Below are 17,110 nucleotides of genomic sequence, written 5' to 3' on the forward strand. Positions count from 1 at the left end.
GGTGTCGTCAATGGTGAGCGGGTGGGTCCGGAACGCCGTCGCGGAGGCGTTCGGGGCGTTCGTCATCGTGTTCAGCACGGTGGTCGTCACGAACCTGGGGTGGACGCCGAGGGCGCTGATCTACGGCTTTGGCGTCGCTGGGCTCGTTGCGGCGCTGGGACATGTGTCCGGGGCGCACTTCAACCCCGCCGTCACCGTGGCGATGTTCCTCGGCGGGCACATCAGCGGCCTAGGTGCAGCCATCTACTGCGTGGCCCAGGTGGCCGGCGGAGTCTTGGGCGGCTTCACGGTGCTCTGGACGACGAACGAGGCCGTCGTGGACAACGGAACTCCGGTCATCGCTGACGAGCCGGTGAACGTGTCGGTCGGTGGGGCCATCGCGATCGAGGCCATCGCCACGATGGTCGTCGTCCTCATCGTGTTCGGAAGCATCGTCGATCGCCGAGCGCCCGTGTCGGTATACCCGTTCGCCATCGGCCTGGCCATCACGGCGGGCGTGATGGTGTCGGGCCCGCTGGCCGGCGGCGCGTTGAATCCGGTCCGGGGCTTCGGCGCGGCGGTCGCCGGTGGTGAGTGGAGCGGCTGGCCGGCCTGGCTGATCGGGCCGATGGCCGGCGGGTTGGCAGCGTGGGCGCTGTACGAGTTCGTGATCTCTGACCGGAACCCGCCGGCGAAGAGGAGGGGCATGGTGTTCTCCGAGCCGATGCCGCCGCCTCCCGGGCCATCGCTGCTTCCCTGACGTCGAGGCCGGCGTCGGTGAACGGGCGTGGGCACGAGCGCCTGTCTAGAATGACCTGACCTGCCGGTAGTCCAGTACGGGCGGGCTGCCGCTCTCTACCAGGTGAGGTCGATGCACAGGTCAACCGGAATGTACCCGGGACCGGTGCCGCCGCCTCCACCGCCGCCGGCGCGCGCTTCGACGAACGGCCGTCTCGAGAGCCAGGCAGCCGGTGGCCGCGAGCCCGCCTTCCGCGGGGACATCCAGGGACTGCGAGCTGTCGCGGTTCTGCTGGTGGTCGCCTATCACGCGGGGGTGCCGTTCCTCCCTGGCGGCTTCGTCGGGGTCGACGTCTTCTTCGTCATCTCCGGCTTCCTCATCACCGGCGTCATCGACCGGGAGATCGGCCGCACGGGCACGATCAACCTGGCGCGCTTCTGGGCCCGACGAGTCCGGCGCATCCTCCCCGCGGCAGCGGTCGTCCTCGCCGCGGTCGCGGTGATGACGTTGCTCGTGCTCCCCGTGACGCGCTGGCCGTCGATCGCCTGGGATCTCGTGACCAGTTCGCTCTACGTCGTGAACTGGCGGTTCGCCGATCAGTCGACGAACTACATGGCGTACGAGGACGCCGCCAGCCCGCTCCAGCACTACTGGTCTCTGGCGGTCGAGGAGCAGTTCTACCTGATCTGGCCGTTGATGATGCTCGCAGTGCTGTGGCTACAGCGGCGCTATCGGCTCCCGCTCACGAAGGCGATGCTTTTCGGCGTGGCTGCCATCGGTGTGCCGTCGCTGGTCTGGTCGGTGTACGCCACCTGGACGGGCCCGGCCGCGGCATACTTCGTGTCGACCACACGTCTGTGGGAGCTGGCTGTCGGGGCTGCGCTCGCGGTCGTCGCCCATCGACTGGTTCGGCTGCCTGCCGCGGTGGCTCACTCGATCGGCGTCGCTGGTATGGCCGCGATCGTGGTCGCGGCGTGCACGTTCGACGAGACCACCCGCTTCCCAGGCATCGCCGCACTTCTTCCGACGGCCGGCGCCGCCGCCGTCCTGGCAGCTGGTGTCAGCCGGCGCCGTACGATCGCAGGGGCGGTCCTGGACACCCCGGTCCTGCGCGACATCGGAGCGATGTCGTACTCGCTCTACCTCTGGCATTGGCCGTTACTGGTCGGCGCCACGGCGCAGTGGGGAGGAGCCGACGGGGAGCTGTCGGTTGCGATGGGCCTGCTGGTCGTGGGCTTCTCCGCGGTCCCTGCTTGGCTCACCTATCGGACCGTCGAGGCGCCACTGCACCGGTCGGTCCAGCTGGTGCGCTTCCCCCGCCGTGCCGCAGCGGTCGGTGCGGTGTGTACGGCCATCGGCCTCAGCGCGGCGATGATGGTCTCTATCGCCGCGCCGGTGTCGAACGCGCGAGCCGGCGGCCAAGACATCCTGGGTGCGGTCGCGCTCGACAGAGACCCGGCCGAGTACGACCTTCCCGACGCGGTGGACGTGATCGTGCCCGACGTGCTCGACGCACCCGCCGACGTCGCGACCCTGGACGGCGAGCGTCGCTGCATCAGCGGTGTCGAGGGGACCGAGCTCGAGTCCTGCACCTACGGGCCTGACGAGGGCGACGTGACGGTCGCCATCGTCGGCGACTCAAAGATGCACCAATGGCTGCCAGCCTTGCGCCGTATCGCCGATGAACGCGGCTGGAGGATCATCACCTATCTCAAGAACGCCTGCCCGCTCGTGCGGGTCCCGATCGAGTACGACGGCGAGCCGAACCGCGACTGCGCCGAGTACAACAGAGACCGCTATGAGGCGATCGTGGACGACGAGTCCATCGACTACGTGATCACCTCGCAGGCACAGTCGCACGCACTCCTGGATCGCGACGACACGACGGATCAGGAACTGACCGCGATGGCCGACGATCTCCGCAGGACCTGGAGCGAGCTCGAGGACGCCGGCCATGACGTCATCGTGATGATCGACAATCCCAGTCCGCCCTTCGACGTGGTCGAATGCGTCGCAGAGAACCGTGACCAGCTCGGCGAGTGCGCCTTCGACAAGGAAGCCGCAATGGGCCAGGGCGGCCGGCCGGCACAGACCGCGGCACTGGACCGGATCGACGGAGTCGGCTCGGTCGACCTCGCCAACTACGTCTGTCCGGGTGACCAGTGTCCGCCGGTCATCGGCAACGTGCTCGTGTACCGGCGCGGCTCGCACATCAGCGCGACGTATGCCGACTCGCTGACCACCGCGATCGACGAGGGCGTGGCCGACGCTCTGTGATCGTCACCGCTGGCGCAGCGACGAGTGCTTCGCGAGAGCCAGGAGCCGCACGTACATCTGAGTCGCCATGAGGCGGTGGCCATGGCTCTGCGCACCGAGTTGGCCGGCCCTGCTCTGGGCCCGCCAGAGCGTCGGGTCGCGGTAGAGGGCGGGGAGGACGGAACGGAGGTCCTCGGCGCGCTCGATCTGAATGGCGCTGAGGCCCAGGTAGGAAGAGAGCGATTGCTCCATTCGCTGATAGATGACCGGCACACCGAGCGCGGCGACCTCTATCGGAACCATCTCGAACGTGACGTAGCGCAGCGGGTTGATCATCAGCCGCATCTTCGAGAGCCTCTCGGAGAAGTCGTCCCTGAGGTAGGGCAGGACGGTGATGCCGAGATCGCGTTCTTGCGCGGGTCGATACTGCTTCACCGCGAACAGCGGCGCCTCTGGAACCGTCTCGCGGATGATCTCGATCCACCGCTCCGCGGTGCCATCCGAGAACAGGTCGTCGTTGACGAGCTTGGCGATGTCGCCGAGGAAGATCCCCTCGGTTCCATGGAAGGTGGCATGCGGCGGATGCGGGACGTCGATCGTCTTCGGGATCGCGACGATCGAGTCGGCGATCTCGGAAAGAGCAGGGATTTCCTTGATCTGGTCGGCGAAGACGAGCATCTTGATGCGGTCGCCGTACTGCTGGCGCCATGCAGTCATCCGCTCGACCACAAACTTGGCGCGGCTGTCGGACATCGTCATCGAGAGGTTGATCAGGACCGCGGCTCCGCGGGAGGCATGCCTCTCGGCGATCTGTTCGCACTGGTGGAAATCGGGTCGTCCGGGGTCGCCGGGATAGATCATGACGACCTGTGGCTGGAACCCGTCCAGATTCCACGCGTCGCCCGTTTCCAGGTCGAACAGGCGGACGTCGACGCCGAGCGGCCGGAGCATGTCGGCGGTGAGGTTGGTGGACTTCAGAATGCCGCCCTTCTTCCACCGAGTGGGATCAGTTCGGCCCACGATGGCCAGCGAGAGCGGCTCGCGCACGACGATCTCCTCCTGCCGGGCCAGCTTCCACGGCGCGCGCTCGCGGACGAGCCGGTTGGTCTGGGCGCGGACGTCGAAGGCGCCGTGGCCGCTCTTGGCCATCGACTCGGTCGAGATCGAGCGGTCGTCCTCCAACTCCAGGGGCCTGGCCCATCCCTTCTGATGTGCCAGAACGACAAACGGAACCGACTGTTCTTGACCCTTCAGTGCGAAGAAGACGTCGGCCATGTTCGGCTTCGGGAAGTCGAAGAAGGACAGCGACAGCGCGTCCGTGTGAAAAGCGGCGCAGCCGGTGCCCAGGATGTGCACGGGGACGTCTTCCGGGCGGTTGAACCGGAAGGAGAAGACCCGCCGGGATGCCTCGTTGTAGTAGTCCTCGAAGCCGTCCTTGACGATCGATCCGTGCCAGCCCACGGCGGCGCGGCGACCGTAGCGCTCGATGCCGTCGATGAGGTGGTCGACATAGAAGCCCGGATAGTCGATATCGTCGTCGACGGAGATGAAGTAGCCGTGGAACCCGTCGACGAACCTGAACTTGCCGCGGTCGCCGAGGTCGTCACCGGTGAAGACCCGGATCCGCGAGTCGCCACGCAAGAACGCAGGCGCCTCGTCGAACCGGTTGAGGTACACATACAGCTCGTCCACTTGGTCGTACAGCTTCTCGACGACGTGCTTGAGGCCCTCGACCCGCTCCGGGATCGAGGCCAGACCGGCGCGCACGATGTCGCGGCCCGTCGGCAGCGCTGGATGCAATTCCCGCAGATTGCCGTAGCCGATGGCGGATGGGGGCGCCAGCACTGCCGGCGCCGTCGCTCGAGCCTTGGCCGGCGTCAGGGGACGCATGCCCTCGACTCCCGCCTCGCGCTTGGCATGCCGCCGCACCCAGGCTCTTCTCGACTCGATGTCGATGAGGTCGCGCCGCCTCCCGACCAGCATGCGCAGCAGACGTCCGGTCCGGACCGCTCGCGATCCGGCCAGACTCTTGTACGACTGCTGCCACAACCGGGATTCGGACTCCAGCCAACGGACACGATCGCGCAGGGGCGCTACCTGCTCCTCCAGCGCCGTCCGGGCGTCGACCGCCGCCGTCATCGCCTCCGTCTGCCAGGCCAGCCGGTCCATCAGCAACCGGATCTCGTTCCTGGTGGCCCGGGTGGCGGAGTCCGTCTTCGCCACATGGCGTTCGAGCGCGGAGCTCAGTCTCCCGATCAGGTCGTCGGCGGTCCCATGCAAGGACTCGTCGACACCGTTGACGAGGCGAAAGACGGCGGCCTCCAGCCCGGTCCGCATGTCTTCGGTTGCCTGGTGCATCGCCACTGGGACGTTCTCGAACGTTGCGTCGGACCGGTCGATGCGGCGACTCAGATGGTCCAGCCTCAGGTTCAAATGCTTGCCGAGCTGCCGGCTGCCGGTCACCACCACCATCTGACGCAGTGAGTCGATGGTCTCGGCGCCGAGGCTGGTCGCATGCACCCAGATGTAGTTGTCGCTGCGGCCCTCGATGTCGAGAAGCTCGTAGCCCAAGGGCGCCAGAACCTTCACGACGCGTTGGAATGCCGTCCCGTCGTGCGCCTCGACGCAGATGTGGGGGTGATCGCGCTCGAGGATGGACCGGCCGCCACCGAGGACATCCGCCTCGGATCCCTCAGTGTCGATCTTGAGGAGCCCCACCCGCTCGCCACGCTCCGGGATCTCATCGAGAGTGAGCGCCGAGAGTTCGCCGTCAGGGTCTGTGTCAACGGCGAAGGTGCCGGAGTTGCCGGCGATCCGTTGCGTCAGCCGCAGGCGCTGGTGCTCGCTCCACAGTGGGCGACGAACGACGCGCGTGCGCTCGCGTAGGTTGTTGAAGCCGAGGTTCGCCTCGAGGAGGTCTGCGTTACCGCTGTGCGGCTCCACAGCGACGACTGCGCGATCGAAGAACTCCGCGAAGAAGATCGTGTGGTTGCCGATGTTGGCGCCGACATCGACGATCAGGTGATCGGCGGGAATGGGAAGGTAGGAGAGCAGGTCGAGGACATCCGCCTCGTAGAAACCGCCAGTGGCTCGGATGCGCTCGAAGACGTAGTCACCTTCCGTCCCCATGATTGTCAACGTGCGGCCTCGCCCAGCGATCTGGGTGTCCGCTTTGCGTGATTGCGCCGTCTCCGGCATGAAATCCCCACTTCTTCACCCACCAAAATACGGCAATGGATCCGCGTGAGAGCGGATGCATCGCCGCACGGACAATAGCGGACCTCATCCGTGTGTGCGCAAACCAATGACCAAGAGTCGATCAGCTGGTCGCTGGCCGGGTGTCCGGGAACACGCACGCCCGGCCGACGGTGACGTCGGCCGGGCGTATGTGGTGATCGGGTTCTTGGTCGCAGGTCAGGAGGGCCGCGCGGGGATGGTGGCATGCCGCGCGAGAGCGGCGAGGCGGAGGTACATCTGGGATGCCATGAGCCGATAATCGAGGCTCTGGGCGCGGAGCTGGCCAGCGCGGCTCTGCGGGCGCCACAGCGTGGGGTCGCGGTAGAGCGCGGGCAAGACGTCCGCCAGGTCGTCAGGCGAGTCCACCTGGACGGCGCTCATGCCGAGATAGGCTGAGAGCGAGTGCTCCATCCGCTGATAGATCACTGGGACGCCCATGGCGGCGACCTCCACGGGTACCATCTCGAAGGTCAGGTGCCGGATCGGGTTGACCATCAGGCGCATCCTCGACAGCTTCTCGGAGAAGTCGCCGGTGAGGAACGGCAGCACATTGACGCCGAGGTCGCGGTTGTCGTTTGGACGGTACTGGCGCACGGCGTACAACGGCGCTTCAGGCACCGCACTGCGGATCGCCTCGATCCAGCGCTCCACGGGCGCGCTTCCCAGCAACTCATCGTTGACCAGCTTGGCGATGTCGCCGAGGAAGATGCCCTCGGTCTCGTGGAAGGCGGCATAGGGTGGATGAGGGACGTCGATCGTCTTGGGGACAGCCAGCATCAGGTCCCTGATCTCCGCGAATGCAGGGAAGTCCTGTACCTGCTCGGCGAAGACGAGCGCCTTGATCCGCTGCCCGTACTTCTGCCGCCACTCGGTCATGCGCTCGACGATGAACTTCTCGCGCCAATCCAAGCCGATCACGGACAGATTGATCAGCACCGCGGATCCGAGATCGGCGTGGTGCTCGGCAATCTTCTCGCACTGGTGAAAGTCGGGTCGCGCAGGATCGCCCGGGTAGATCATGACCACCTGCGGCCGGAATCCGCCGAGGTCCCACGGGTCGCCGGTCTCCAGGTCGAACAGGCGGACATCTACGCCCAACGGCCGGAGCATGTCGGCGGTCAGGTTGGTGGACTTGAGGATGCCACCCTTCTTCCAGCGGGCTCGATCAGTGCGGCCGACCACTGCCACCGAGAGTGGTTCTCGCACGGTCGCGGGTTGCACCGTGTTCAGCTTCCACGGGATGGACTTCGTTACCAGGCGGTTGGTCTCTGCGCGCACATCGAAGGCGCCGTGGCCGGTCTTGGCCATCGACTCCGTGGAGATGGATCGGTTGTCGGTCAGGTCCAACGGCGGGGCCCACCCCTTCTGGTGGGCCAGCACGACGAGTGGCACGGACTGCTCTTGCGCCTTCAACGCGAAGTAGACGTCTGCCATGTTGGGCTGCGGGAAGTCGCGGTATGACAGCGCGAGCGTATCGGTGTGGAACGCAGCGCATCCTGTGCCGAGGATGTGTACCGGCACATCCTTGGGCCGTCCGAACCGATACGAGAACACGCGGCGCGACTCGTCCGAGTAGTAGTCCTGGAAGCCGTCCTTGATGATCGATCCGTGCCAGCCGACTGCCGCGCGGCGGCCGTACCGCTCGATGCCGTCGATCAGGTGGTCGACGTAGAAGGTGGGGTAGTCGATGTCGTCGTCGGCCGCGATGAAGTAGCCCTCGAAGTCGTCGATGAAGCGGAACTTGCCGCGGTCGCCGAGATCGTCGCCGGTGAAGATACGGATGCGTGAATCTCCCCGCAGGAACTCGGGCGCCTCCTCGAAGCGGTTGAGGTAGACGAACAGCTCATCCACTTGCGAGTACAGCTTGCCGACGACGTGCTTGAGTCCCTCGACGCGTTCGGGTATCGACGCGATGCCGACGCGGATGAGGTCCCGATTCGCGGGGACGGCCGGCCGCAGCTCATGCAGACCGCTGCGCTCCAGCTGGACTGCTGGGCGCACCATGAGGCGAGGTGGCGTGGACGGCGCCGGTGGAGCGGCCGGTGGGGTGCTGGCCTTGATCTGTGGCGGATTGATCTTCGGCGCCTTGCCGGCCGGACCCGCTTGTCGTTTGGTCTGCCGCCGGACCCATTCCGCGCGGGCCTCGGGTGCCACCAGGTCGCGCCTTCGGCCCATCAGACGACGCAATGCGGCACCGAAACGGACGCCCCGCGATCGCGCTACGACGGCGTAGGAGTCCTGCCATAGTCGCTTCTCGGTCTCCAGCCACCTGATCCGGTCCATCGCCTGGTTCAGTGCCGCCTGTAGCTGAGCCCGCTCCTTGCCGAGCGACGTCATCGCATCGCCCTGTGCGGCCAGCTTCGTCAGCAGCTTCCGAATCTCATGCTGCGTGGCGAGGCCGTTTGTGACCAAGCCGCTCACCTCACGCGACAACCGCTCGGCGACCATGCTGCTGAAGTCGGTAAGGACGTCGCTTTTGACCTCGTGCAGGACGCCGTTGACGTCGCCGATCAGGCGGTCCGACGTCTGCGCCAGGTCGGCCGTGAGCCTCTCCGACGTCTGGAGGAGCGCCGCCTGGGCGGCATCGAGCCCTTCGTCGGACCGCTCCAACCTGCGGCTGAGTCCGTCGATACGTCGGTCGACCTGCTGGCGGAGCCGCCTATTGCCGGCCATGACGCTGAGCTGGCGAAGCGACGCGACTCCGCCGGCCTCTGACGAGTCGGGATGCGCCCAGATGTAGTTGCTGCTCCGGCCCTCGATATCGAGCAGCTCGTATCTGAGCGGGCCGAGAATCTCGGCAATGTCGCGGAACGCGGTGCCGTTGTGGGCCTCCACGCACACGAATGGGTGATCCCGCTCGAGGACCTGGCGCCCTGCCTTGAGGATCAGGCCCTCGGATCCCTCCGTGTCGATTTTGATCAGGCCGACGCGTTCGCCGTCGATCAGCAGCTCGTCGAGCGTGAGGCCTTCTAGCTCGCCGCTGGCGCTCTCAGCGGCGGCGAACGTGCCCGAGTTGCCGTCGATGTGCTGCAACAAGGTGAGCCGCTCCCGGCCGCTCCAGAGCGGCTGACGCACAACACGTGCTCGTCCGCGCAGGTTGTTGATTCCGAGGTTGGCCTCGAGCAGGTCGGCGTTATCACCCTGGGGCTCGACCGCCACGACCGGGCGATCAAGGAACTCTGCGAAGTAGACGGAGTGGTTGCCAATGTTCGCGCCGACGTCGACCACGACACGGTCCGCCCTGATGGGGAGGTGTGCGAGCGTCTCGAGGACGTCGGACTCGTAGAAGGCGCCGGTTGCTCGGATCCGCTCGAACACGTACTCACCGGCGTTGCCGATGATCGTGAGCTCTCGTTCCCGCCCGCGGACGCGTGTGTCGGCTTTGGTTGCTTGTTGTGCGTCGTGCACTTGGTTCCCCTTGGCGGCCTGCGACCCGTTGTGTCATGGAGCGCGTTCGGGCTAGAACGTACACTGGCTGTGCGGAAATCGCCGAACCGGCGCTACTGCCGAACTTGTCGCGCTCTGCCGCAATTCAGGGCGCGGAGCCGGTAGGTCCAACCTCTGGCGATAGGTACACGCATTGTGCGGGTGGCGCGTGACGCGTCGTGGAGCGCCATCTGAGGCAGGCACCGCCCGGCCCTGACGGTGGCGTCCAGGGCCTCCGCCAGGCCTCTGCACGTGCTCGGCCAGCGATCTGCCGGTGGCGGCAGACCGCTGCGGGTGGGTGCCCGAATACGCCGCGCTGCTCTTGCCTAGCCGGATCCCGTAACGGCCGATGCGGATCGACCCATGCGAATTCCCGTGGTGTGACCATCGGTTTTGCGCTTCCGTTGTGCCTTGTGGACGAGGGTGCCCCGGCGTCCGATGACTCCGCTAGAGTCCTGCTTGCTGGGGGCTCGTCGGTCAGCAACGGGCACGGATGACCACGGCACGTCCACGCATGTGCCGGAGACCCTGCCTACTGCCGACGACAAGGAGCAAGCGATGAGACCAGACGAGGGCGGCGGCGAGTACACGTCCATCGACGTCGACGCGCTGGGTCAGGCGGTCGACGACCTCGGGGCGACGCTGACCGGGCTGACCGACCACATCAGCGGCCTGGAGTCCGACTTCGGCTACTTCGGCGTCGACAAGTCCAACCTCAACAAGCTGCTCGAGGCGAAGAGCGACCTCGAGAGCATCATGCCCGACATGCGCCGCCGGCACAGCCTGGCCGTGCAGTTGCTGGCCCAGCAGCAGACCAACGGCTGGGCCGGCGACGGCGTCCTGACGGTGCAGGGCACTGACATCCTCAACGACGACTTCGACTCCGTCGAGGACGCCCAGAACGCCGGCCGCGAGCTCGCCGAACAGGTCAACAACGGCGACGGCGAGGTCCCGCCGGAGGTCTACGAGCAGCTCGAGCGGTACGGCCATGACCCCGACTTCGCCGAGGCGTTCATCAACAACCTCAGCCCGGAGTCGCGCGGCTTCCTGCTCATCGACGCGGACAACCAGGCCACCGCGTACGGCGACGAAGCCAACCCCGAGCCGCAGCTGGCGGTGGCCACCGTGTTCGCGACGGCCAGCTTCCGCATCGATTACAACGCGGAGTTCATCGGCGGCATCAACCAGGCGCTGCTCGACAAGGGCCTGCACCCCGACGGCATCCGCATCGTCGACCGCATCAGCGCGCTCACCCAGCACGGCAGCTGGGACCACGGCTCGCTCGTGGCGTTCTCCGAGGCCGCGTTGCACGGCGATCAGGACACCATCGGCACGGTGCGGGACTGGGCGGCGGTCTACAACGGCCTGGCGCGCAACCCTCGGGCCAGCGCGGAGTACATGGCCGAGCACCGCGACGACGTCTGGGAGCAGATGCAGGTCATCGGCCCGGTGACCAGCGAGGAGGACTTCCAGGCCGCGTTCGCCGCGTTCCTGCACTCAGCGACCATCGACTCCCGCGCCATCTACGCGCGGCTGGGGCTGAACGACGAGAACCAGGCCAACCTCGCCGAGCAGAACGCCGCCTTCGTGATCGAGAAGGTCGGCACGCTGGAGGAGCCGTTCCCGTTCTTCGACGCCTACCGGGTGGTGTTCACCGACATCACCGAGGAGTACTGGGACGACCTCGCCTACAGCATGTCCCAGCCGGCCGGCGTCAGTGACAACCCGGACCGCGACGGCATCGAGGTCAACGCCGATGCCTGGCAGAAGTTCGTCACCGAGGGCATGCGCAACCCCGAGTGCGCGGCCCGCCTGCACGAGATGATGAGCACCTGGTACCACGACTACATCGACTCCGCCGCCGGCTCCCGAAACGGCAACGAGCACTACTGGGACGACATGATGGCGCTGAACATGGCCGGCATGTTCTCCGAGTCGTGGGAGACCGTGCTGGGCGAGATCGAGGCCGACGAGGCGGCCCGCGAGGCGTTCATCGGGTCGCTGGTCGACGCCGGGTTCAACCTGATCCCGCCGGACCCGCAGGCCATCATCGACATGGGCAAGGAACAGTTCATCGGCGCGCTCAAGAACACCATCACGTCGGCCATCGTCGGCGCGACGCAGGGCGAGGGCCCGCCTGAGCTCGACTACAGCTTCCACGGCACCCACCACACGTGGGTCGCCACCGCCGTGGCCGAGTTCAACGCGATCAACGGCGACGGCCGGCCGTTCCCCACGTACAACGACGGCGACGTCACGTGGGAGGCCGACCCGCACTTCTACGAGGAGCTGTACGGCGGCGACTTCACCGACGGCGACACGATCATCCCGCCGTACGACGACAAGGGGAACCAGAACCCGGACTTCCCTTGGGACGACCCGAACGCGCTGCACGCGTTCAACCAGTGGCTGCAGGACCCGGCCATGCAGGTCTACCTGGGTGAGAACAAGCCGGGCATCTTCACCACGCCACGCTGATCACCCGCAGTGCGGCGCCGGGCGAACCGGCGCCGCACGACCGCGCGGCCGCACGCCGGCTCAGTCCGGCACGTCGACGAGGACGATGATGTCGGCGTCCTCGCCGGAGGCGCCGACGGCGATGGTGTCGTCGTCCAGCCAGGTCGCCGGGCCGCCGAACACCGCCGCGACCGACGCCTCGCCGCCCGGGCTCACATACAGGGTGGGGATCGCAGTCTGCTCGTTGCCGGCCGCGGCGTCGGCGATCGCCTGCGCGGCGTCGCTGCCGTCCGCGACCCGCCAAGCGTAGGCGTTCTCGTCCCAGCCGTCGATCGGGCCGGTGCCGGCGAGGATGCCGCCGTCGGCGTTGACGGCGAGCGTGAGCAGCGGGACTCCCGGCCGATACGAGACACTCAGCGCGCCGACGGACTCGCTGAACGGCCCGTCCTCGGTCGCCGGGGGCACCGAGCCGTCGGGCGAGCCCAGCACCACCGTGGCGCTGCCGTCGTCGATCGTGTAGACGCTCTGCGGCGTCTGGACCACCACCTGCTCGCCGGGGCCGGCGGCGATCGCCGTCTGGGTGAACAGCAGCAGCTCGGCGGTGTCGGTGCCGTCGGGGAAGTACGCCGCGGCGGTCTCGTCGTCGGTGGTGTCGTCGTCGGCGTCGGGGTTCGGCTGCCCGGCGACCGTGGTCAGCGAGCCGTCGCCGTCGACGCGGCGCAGCAGGTAGCCGGCGTCCGGCCCGGCCGGATCGACCCGCTCGGTGAACAGCAGCCGGCCCTCGGAGTCGATCGCGATGTCGCCGACGTAGCCGAGCTCGGCCTCGCTGGCCGGCTCGCCGTCGGGCGTCTCCGGACCGGATTCGCCGCCGCTGTCGCCGGCCGGCACGCCGACCGCGGGCTGCAGCTCCCCGTCGACGAGCTCGAGCACGACGGCCTCGCCGTCATCCTGCCCGGCCTGGTCGAGCAGCACGTACACCGTGCCGTCGGGCGCCGCGGCGATCTCCTGCACCGCGCCGCTGTCCAGCTGCAGCTGGGTGGAGCGCACCGTCCCCTCGGAGTCCACCTCGACGAGGACGTCGGAGCCGGTGACGCCCCACAGGGTGCCGTCGCCGTCGGAGGTGAGGCGGACGATCGAGAACGGGAGCGCGGCGTCGGCGCCGGTCCCGTCGGGCTGGTCGCCACCGCCCGCCAGCAGCCGGACCTCGACGCCGTCGTCGTCCGACGAACACGCGGTCAGGGTGGCCAGGGCGATGATGACTCCGATGACCGCTCTGCTGGTCCGCACGTATTCATCCCATCGTCGGCGTCGGTCGGGCGTTCGCAGCCGCCATGCTAGCCTCACTGAAACCGTGACCGAACCATAAGTAGGTAGTGATGAGCGACGAAGTGCCCAACCCGTTCATCTCCGCGATGGAGGGTCTGAAGACCCGTACCTCCAACGCCGTCGAGGACACCCCGAACATGGACGCGCCGACGCAGGCCATCGGCGACGGACCGGCATGGACCGGCAGCAAGGCCCGGCAGCTCCATGACGACTACCTGGCGCCCAACGCCCAGCCGGTCAAGACCGCGCTGAACGGGCTGGTCGGCGACGTCGAGGAGAAGATCGCCACGCTCGACCCCACGGTCCCCGAAGGCACCGCGAGGGCGATGCGGTACGACCTGCAGATGCGCTGACCATCGGACGCCACCGCTCAGGCCCGCGGGGCGAGCGAGGCCAGCAGCAGCCGCTCGGTCCGGCCGAGGCCGTCCAGGCCCACGACCACCGAGGCGGTGCTGCGGTACGTCGCGAAGACGGTTCCCAGCGTCGTGCGCACGTAGTCGTCCCAGGACTGCGTCTCGTGCCGCCAGTCGTCGGCCGGCAGCAGCAGCTCCGCCGGGTAGCCGTAGGTGCGCGCCGCGGCGAGCTCGGGCACGTCCATGACGATCACCGGCCGGAAGCCGGCGGTGAGCACCTGCAGCTCGGCCACCTCGTCGACGACCGACCGCACCCGCTCCGCCGGCAGGCCGAGGAGCAGCACGACGACGACCGGTAGCCGCTCCGTGCCGACGCCGGCCAGCAGCCGGCCGGCGGTGACGTCGAGCGGTGTGTGCTGTTTGGAGTCGACGGCGAACAGCCGGTGCACGACGGCGCGGGCGGTGGCGCTGTCGCGGATGCGCGGCACGACGGTGCGCCGGGCGTAGCGGTAGCCGGGGATGCGTCGTACGTGGCGCATGACGCGGCGCGGCTTGCGGCGGTCGGCCATGGTCAGTCCTGTCCTTCGACGGCGAGACCGGTGAGGATGCGGGCGGCCTCCACGGCGCCGTTGCCGGGGTCGGCGTCGGAGACGTGCTTCACCATCGGCTCGCCCCGCTCCAGCAGGTCGGCCAGCAGCGGCGTCGCCTGGTCGACGGTGACGACCTCGAGCGTGTGCGCCCAGCCCTGCGCGGCCGCGTAGCGGGACCGCGCCTCCTGGTCGTCCAGCGCGGTGGAGCGGTTCGGCACGAACAGCGTGGGGACGCCGAAGCGGAGCAGCTCGTGGAAGCTGTTGTAGCCGGTGGCGCTGACGGCGAGGTCGAACGCGCGGTAGCGGCGCGACAGTGGGAAGTCGCGCACCACGTGCACGTCGTCGAGACGGCCCTGGCCGGCCGCGATCTCGGGCTGCGTCACGCACACCTCGACGCCGAGGTCGCGCAGCGCGGCCACGACGGCGCCGAGGTCGCCGCTGGTGTCGTTGATGTTGCCCGCGCCGAGCGAGACCAGCGCCAAGGGCACCGACGGGTCGAGGCCGAGGAACGCGCGGGCCTCGGCGCGGGTGTCGAGGTCGTCGCGGTCCAGCAGCGTGACCGGGCCGACGCGGGTCGCCTGGGCCTGGGCCGTGACGCCCTGGTCGGCCGGCGCGGCGAACTCGCCCGGCTCGATGACGAGGTCGAACCAGGTCGACTTCGCCAGCTGCTCGCGGTTCATGCCTGCCCGCCACATGCCCCGTCGCGACCAGACCCAGCCGATGCCCGGGTACGCCTTGCGGACCAGCCCGAGCCCCTCGTACGGCCAGGTGCCGTCGAAGACGACGACCGCCGGGTGTATCCGCTCGATGGTGGCCGACAGCCGGGCGGCGAAGTACGCGTGCCAGCGGGCCGGCTCCAGGCCGGTCGCGGACGCCGACGGCACGTACTCGTACGGGTGCCCGAACCGCCCGACCACCGGCGCAGCCTGCGACAGCGAGAAGAAGTGCGGCTCGACCGTTGGCGCGCACCGCTGCGCGTACGCCAGCAGCCGGGTGAGGTGGCCCATGCCGGCGCCGTTGCTGCTGACGAACAGCGCCCGCGGCGGCCGCTCGGTGCTCGCCCGCGCCGGGCCGGCGGAGGGCGGAGCGGACGGCGACGGCGTCGCGCTGGGCGCGCCGATGAGCCGCTCCAGCCGGGCGACGTGCGCCTCGTGGCCGTACCGCTCCCGCGCGGTACGCCGGGCCCGTTCGACCTGGGCGTCATAGGCGGCGCGGTCGGCGTACAGGGCCTCGACGACGCGGCGGAGGTCGTGCGGCTCGGCGTAGACGGCGGCGTCGCCGAAGACCGGTTCGAAGTGCGGCGGCAGGATCGCCGGGACGCCGGTGGCCAGCGCCTCGAGGATGGTCCGGCCGAACGCCTCGACCCAGCGCGGGTTGTGGAAGTAGACGAAGAAGTCGAGGGAGGCGAGGAAGTCGCGCGGCGGCATCGCGCCGAACTCGAACACCTCCCAGCTCTCCGGCAGGTCGCCGAGCAGGTGCTCCACCGGCCCGGCGCCGCCCAGCACGCGCACCGTCCACGACCCGTCGACGGGGTAGACGGCGCGCAGGGTGGCGGCGTCGGCGGGCCACTTCTGCGGCGACGAGCGGCTGTGCCGCCCGATGACGGGGCGGGTGCTGCGCGGGCCCGTGCCGGCCGGCCGGTCGACCGCCCAGGCGTCGACATCGATGATGTTGACCCAGTCGGTCTCGGCCAGCGTGTGCGCCGGTACCCGGCCGGCGATGGCCTGTCGCACCAGCGGGCCGATCGGCGCCCACAGCGGCTCGCGGCCGAACCGGTGCTTCGCGATCTCGTGCACCGCCTCGGGCCGGTAGTGCTCGTGCCCGTCGATGTCGTACGGCGCGGCGTTGGCGACGATGACGACGTGGTCCGCCTCGACCGGCGGCAGTTGCTCCGCGGCGTGCTGCAGGACCGCCGGGTGGCGGACCACGACCACCTTCGCCCGCACCGGCGCCCGGCCGACCAGCAGGTGTGCCCGGCCGGCCTCGACGGCCCGGCGGATCAGCCGGTTCACCGGCGACACCTTGGCGACCAACGGCCCGTTGAGGCTGATCAGCCCGGTCGTGTAGCCGGCCCGGGCCTGCGCCGTGATCTCCTCGGCGATGCTGTGCGAGGTGCCGCCGGGGAAGCGGAGGTCCGAGACGTCGAGGACGTCGACAGTGCGGGTGCCTGGAGCGGGCATGGTTCCAGATCGTGCCACACCCGCGGGCTGGTGCCGATTCCGGCGGTGGCGGCGGGCGACCTCACGCCCGCTTCGGGCATCTTCGTGGGTACACGGCCGTGTTCATCGCTGGCTCTTCTGCTGCTTCCGTGGGCCGGTTCGGACCGTTCGCCGTTCCATTCTCTTGCCGCGACCGCCCGCCTCAAGTCCGCTACCGGGTCGCTTCGCGACGACGGATGCGGACTTGACCCGCGGGCACGCGGCTAAGAACGGGCAGCTATCAGGGGGACGGGGCGAGTCTGGGCACACCTGGAGGTGCCGTGGCGTGCACACCTGCCGCCTGTGGACAGCCATGATCATCAAGGATCGCCTACATCACCAGGATTTCTGCAGCCTCACCACGATTGCAGGCGTAGTGATGCTCCAGAAAACCTCATGATGGCCCGCCAAACGCGGCGAAATCTCACGCGGCCAAGACAATCGGGCAGCAGGGGGACGGCGAGCGCCACGAACCGCCTGGCCAACGCCGCGAACCATCGCGAACGCGCCGGTCCACCGACGACGCCGAACAACCCACCCGCGACGCCC

The 17,110-nt window shown here is 68.5% G+C and carries 9 protein-coding genes; 4 read left to right on the forward strand and 5 right to left on the reverse strand.

Annotated features, from left to right (window positions below):
- Nucleotides 1–10: 10 nt before the first annotated feature.
- Together E1262_RS00500 and E1262_RS00505 are read left to right on the forward strand one after the other, a co-directional pair.
- On the forward strand, nt 11–739 hold the full coding sequence (locus tag E1262_RS00500; protein WP_132101082.1) for an MIP/aquaporin family protein: 729 nt from the start codon (nt 11–13) through the stop codon (nt 737–739).
- Between the two features lie 129 nt (nt 740–868).
- Nucleotides 869–2,995, forward strand: coding sequence for an acyltransferase family protein (locus E1262_RS00505; protein ID WP_275261607.1), 2,127 nt, complete (start codon nt 869–871; stop codon nt 2,993–2,995).
- A 3-nt stretch (nt 2,996–2,998) separates the two neighbouring features.
- Here the strand turns inward: E1262_RS00505 and E1262_RS00510 are convergent, their stop codons facing one another.
- Nucleotides 2,999–6,172, reverse strand: coding sequence for an FkbM family methyltransferase (locus E1262_RS00510; protein ID WP_132101084.1), 3,174 nt, complete (start codon nt 6,170–6,172; stop codon nt 2,999–3,001).
- A 216-nt stretch (nt 6,173–6,388) separates the two neighbouring features.
- Nucleotides 6,389–9,619 carry an FkbM family methyltransferase gene (locus E1262_RS00515; protein ID WP_132101085.1) on the reverse strand — a complete coding sequence of 1,077 codons (3,231 nt, stop codon included), beginning with the start codon at nt 9,617–9,619 and terminating at the stop codon, nt 6,389–6,391.
- Between the two features lie 576 nt (nt 9,620–10,195).
- On the opposite strand from E1262_RS00515, the gene E1262_RS00520 reads away from it, so the two are divergent.
- On the forward strand, nt 10,196–12,115 hold the full coding sequence (locus tag E1262_RS00520) for a hypothetical protein (protein WP_132101086.1): 1,920 nt from the start codon (nt 10,196–10,198) through the stop codon (nt 12,113–12,115).
- A gap of 60 nt (nt 12,116–12,175) precedes the next feature.
- On the opposite strand, the gene E1262_RS30070 is transcribed toward E1262_RS00520, so the two are convergent.
- A complete protein-coding gene (locus E1262_RS30070; protein WP_162605697.1) occupies nt 12,176–13,381 on the reverse strand; it encodes a hypothetical protein in 1,206 nt (401 codons plus the stop codon).
- A gap of 89 nt (nt 13,382–13,470) precedes the next feature.
- On the opposite strand from E1262_RS30070, the gene E1262_RS00530 reads away from it, so the two are divergent.
- On the forward strand, nt 13,471–13,773 hold the full coding sequence (locus E1262_RS00530) for a hypothetical protein (RefSeq protein ID WP_132101087.1): 303 nt from the start codon (nt 13,471–13,473) through the stop codon (nt 13,771–13,773).
- Between the two features lie 17 nt (nt 13,774–13,790).
- Here the strand turns inward: E1262_RS00530 and E1262_RS00535 are convergent, their stop codons facing one another.
- Together E1262_RS00535 and E1262_RS30725 are read right to left on the reverse strand one after the other, a co-directional pair.
- Entirely contained in the window at nt 13,791–14,342 is a 552-nt protein-coding gene (locus E1262_RS00535; RefSeq protein ID WP_132101088.1) for a hypothetical protein, read from the reverse strand.
- Nucleotides 14,343–14,344: 2 nt separating this feature from the next.
- The gene (locus E1262_RS30725; protein ID WP_203453395.1) at nt 14,345–16,543 is read right to left on the reverse strand and encodes a glycosyltransferase; all 2,199 of its coding nucleotides are present in this window, start codon (nt 16,541–16,543) and stop codon (nt 14,345–14,347) included.
- Nucleotides 16,544–17,110: the final 567 nt, after the last annotated feature.

Origin of the sequence: Jiangella aurantiaca (genome assembly GCF_004349105.1) — a bacterium.
GTDB lineage: Bacteria > Actinomycetota > Actinomycetes > Jiangellales > Jiangellaceae > Jiangella > Jiangella aurantiaca.

Excerpts from the sequence above, each read along its gene's own strand:
- E1262_RS00535 (WP_132101088.1), bottom strand. The coding sequence starts at position 14,342 with ATGGCCGACCGCCGCAAGCCGCGCCGCGTCATGCGCCACGTACGACGC.
- E1262_RS00510 (WP_132101084.1), bottom strand. The coding sequence starts at position 6,172 with ATGCCGGAGACGGCGCAATCACGCAAAGCGGACACCCAGATCGCTGGG.
- E1262_RS00530 (WP_132101087.1), top strand. The coding sequence starts at position 13,471 with ATGAGCGACGAAGTGCCCAACCCGTTCATCTCCGCGATGGAGGGTCTG.
- E1262_RS30725 (WP_203453395.1), bottom strand. The coding sequence starts at position 16,543 with ATGCCCGCTCCAGGCACCCGCACTGTCGACGTCCTCGACGTCTCGGAC.
- E1262_RS00505 (WP_275261607.1), top strand. The coding sequence starts at position 869 with ATGTACCCGGGACCGGTGCCGCCGCCTCCACCGCCGCCGGCGCGCGCT.
- E1262_RS00520 (WP_132101086.1), top strand. The coding sequence starts at position 10,196 with ATGAGACCAGACGAGGGCGGCGGCGAGTACACGTCCATCGACGTCGAC.
- E1262_RS00500 (WP_132101082.1), top strand. The coding sequence starts at position 11 with ATGGTGAGCGGGTGGGTCCGGAACGCCGTCGCGGAGGCGTTCGGGGCG.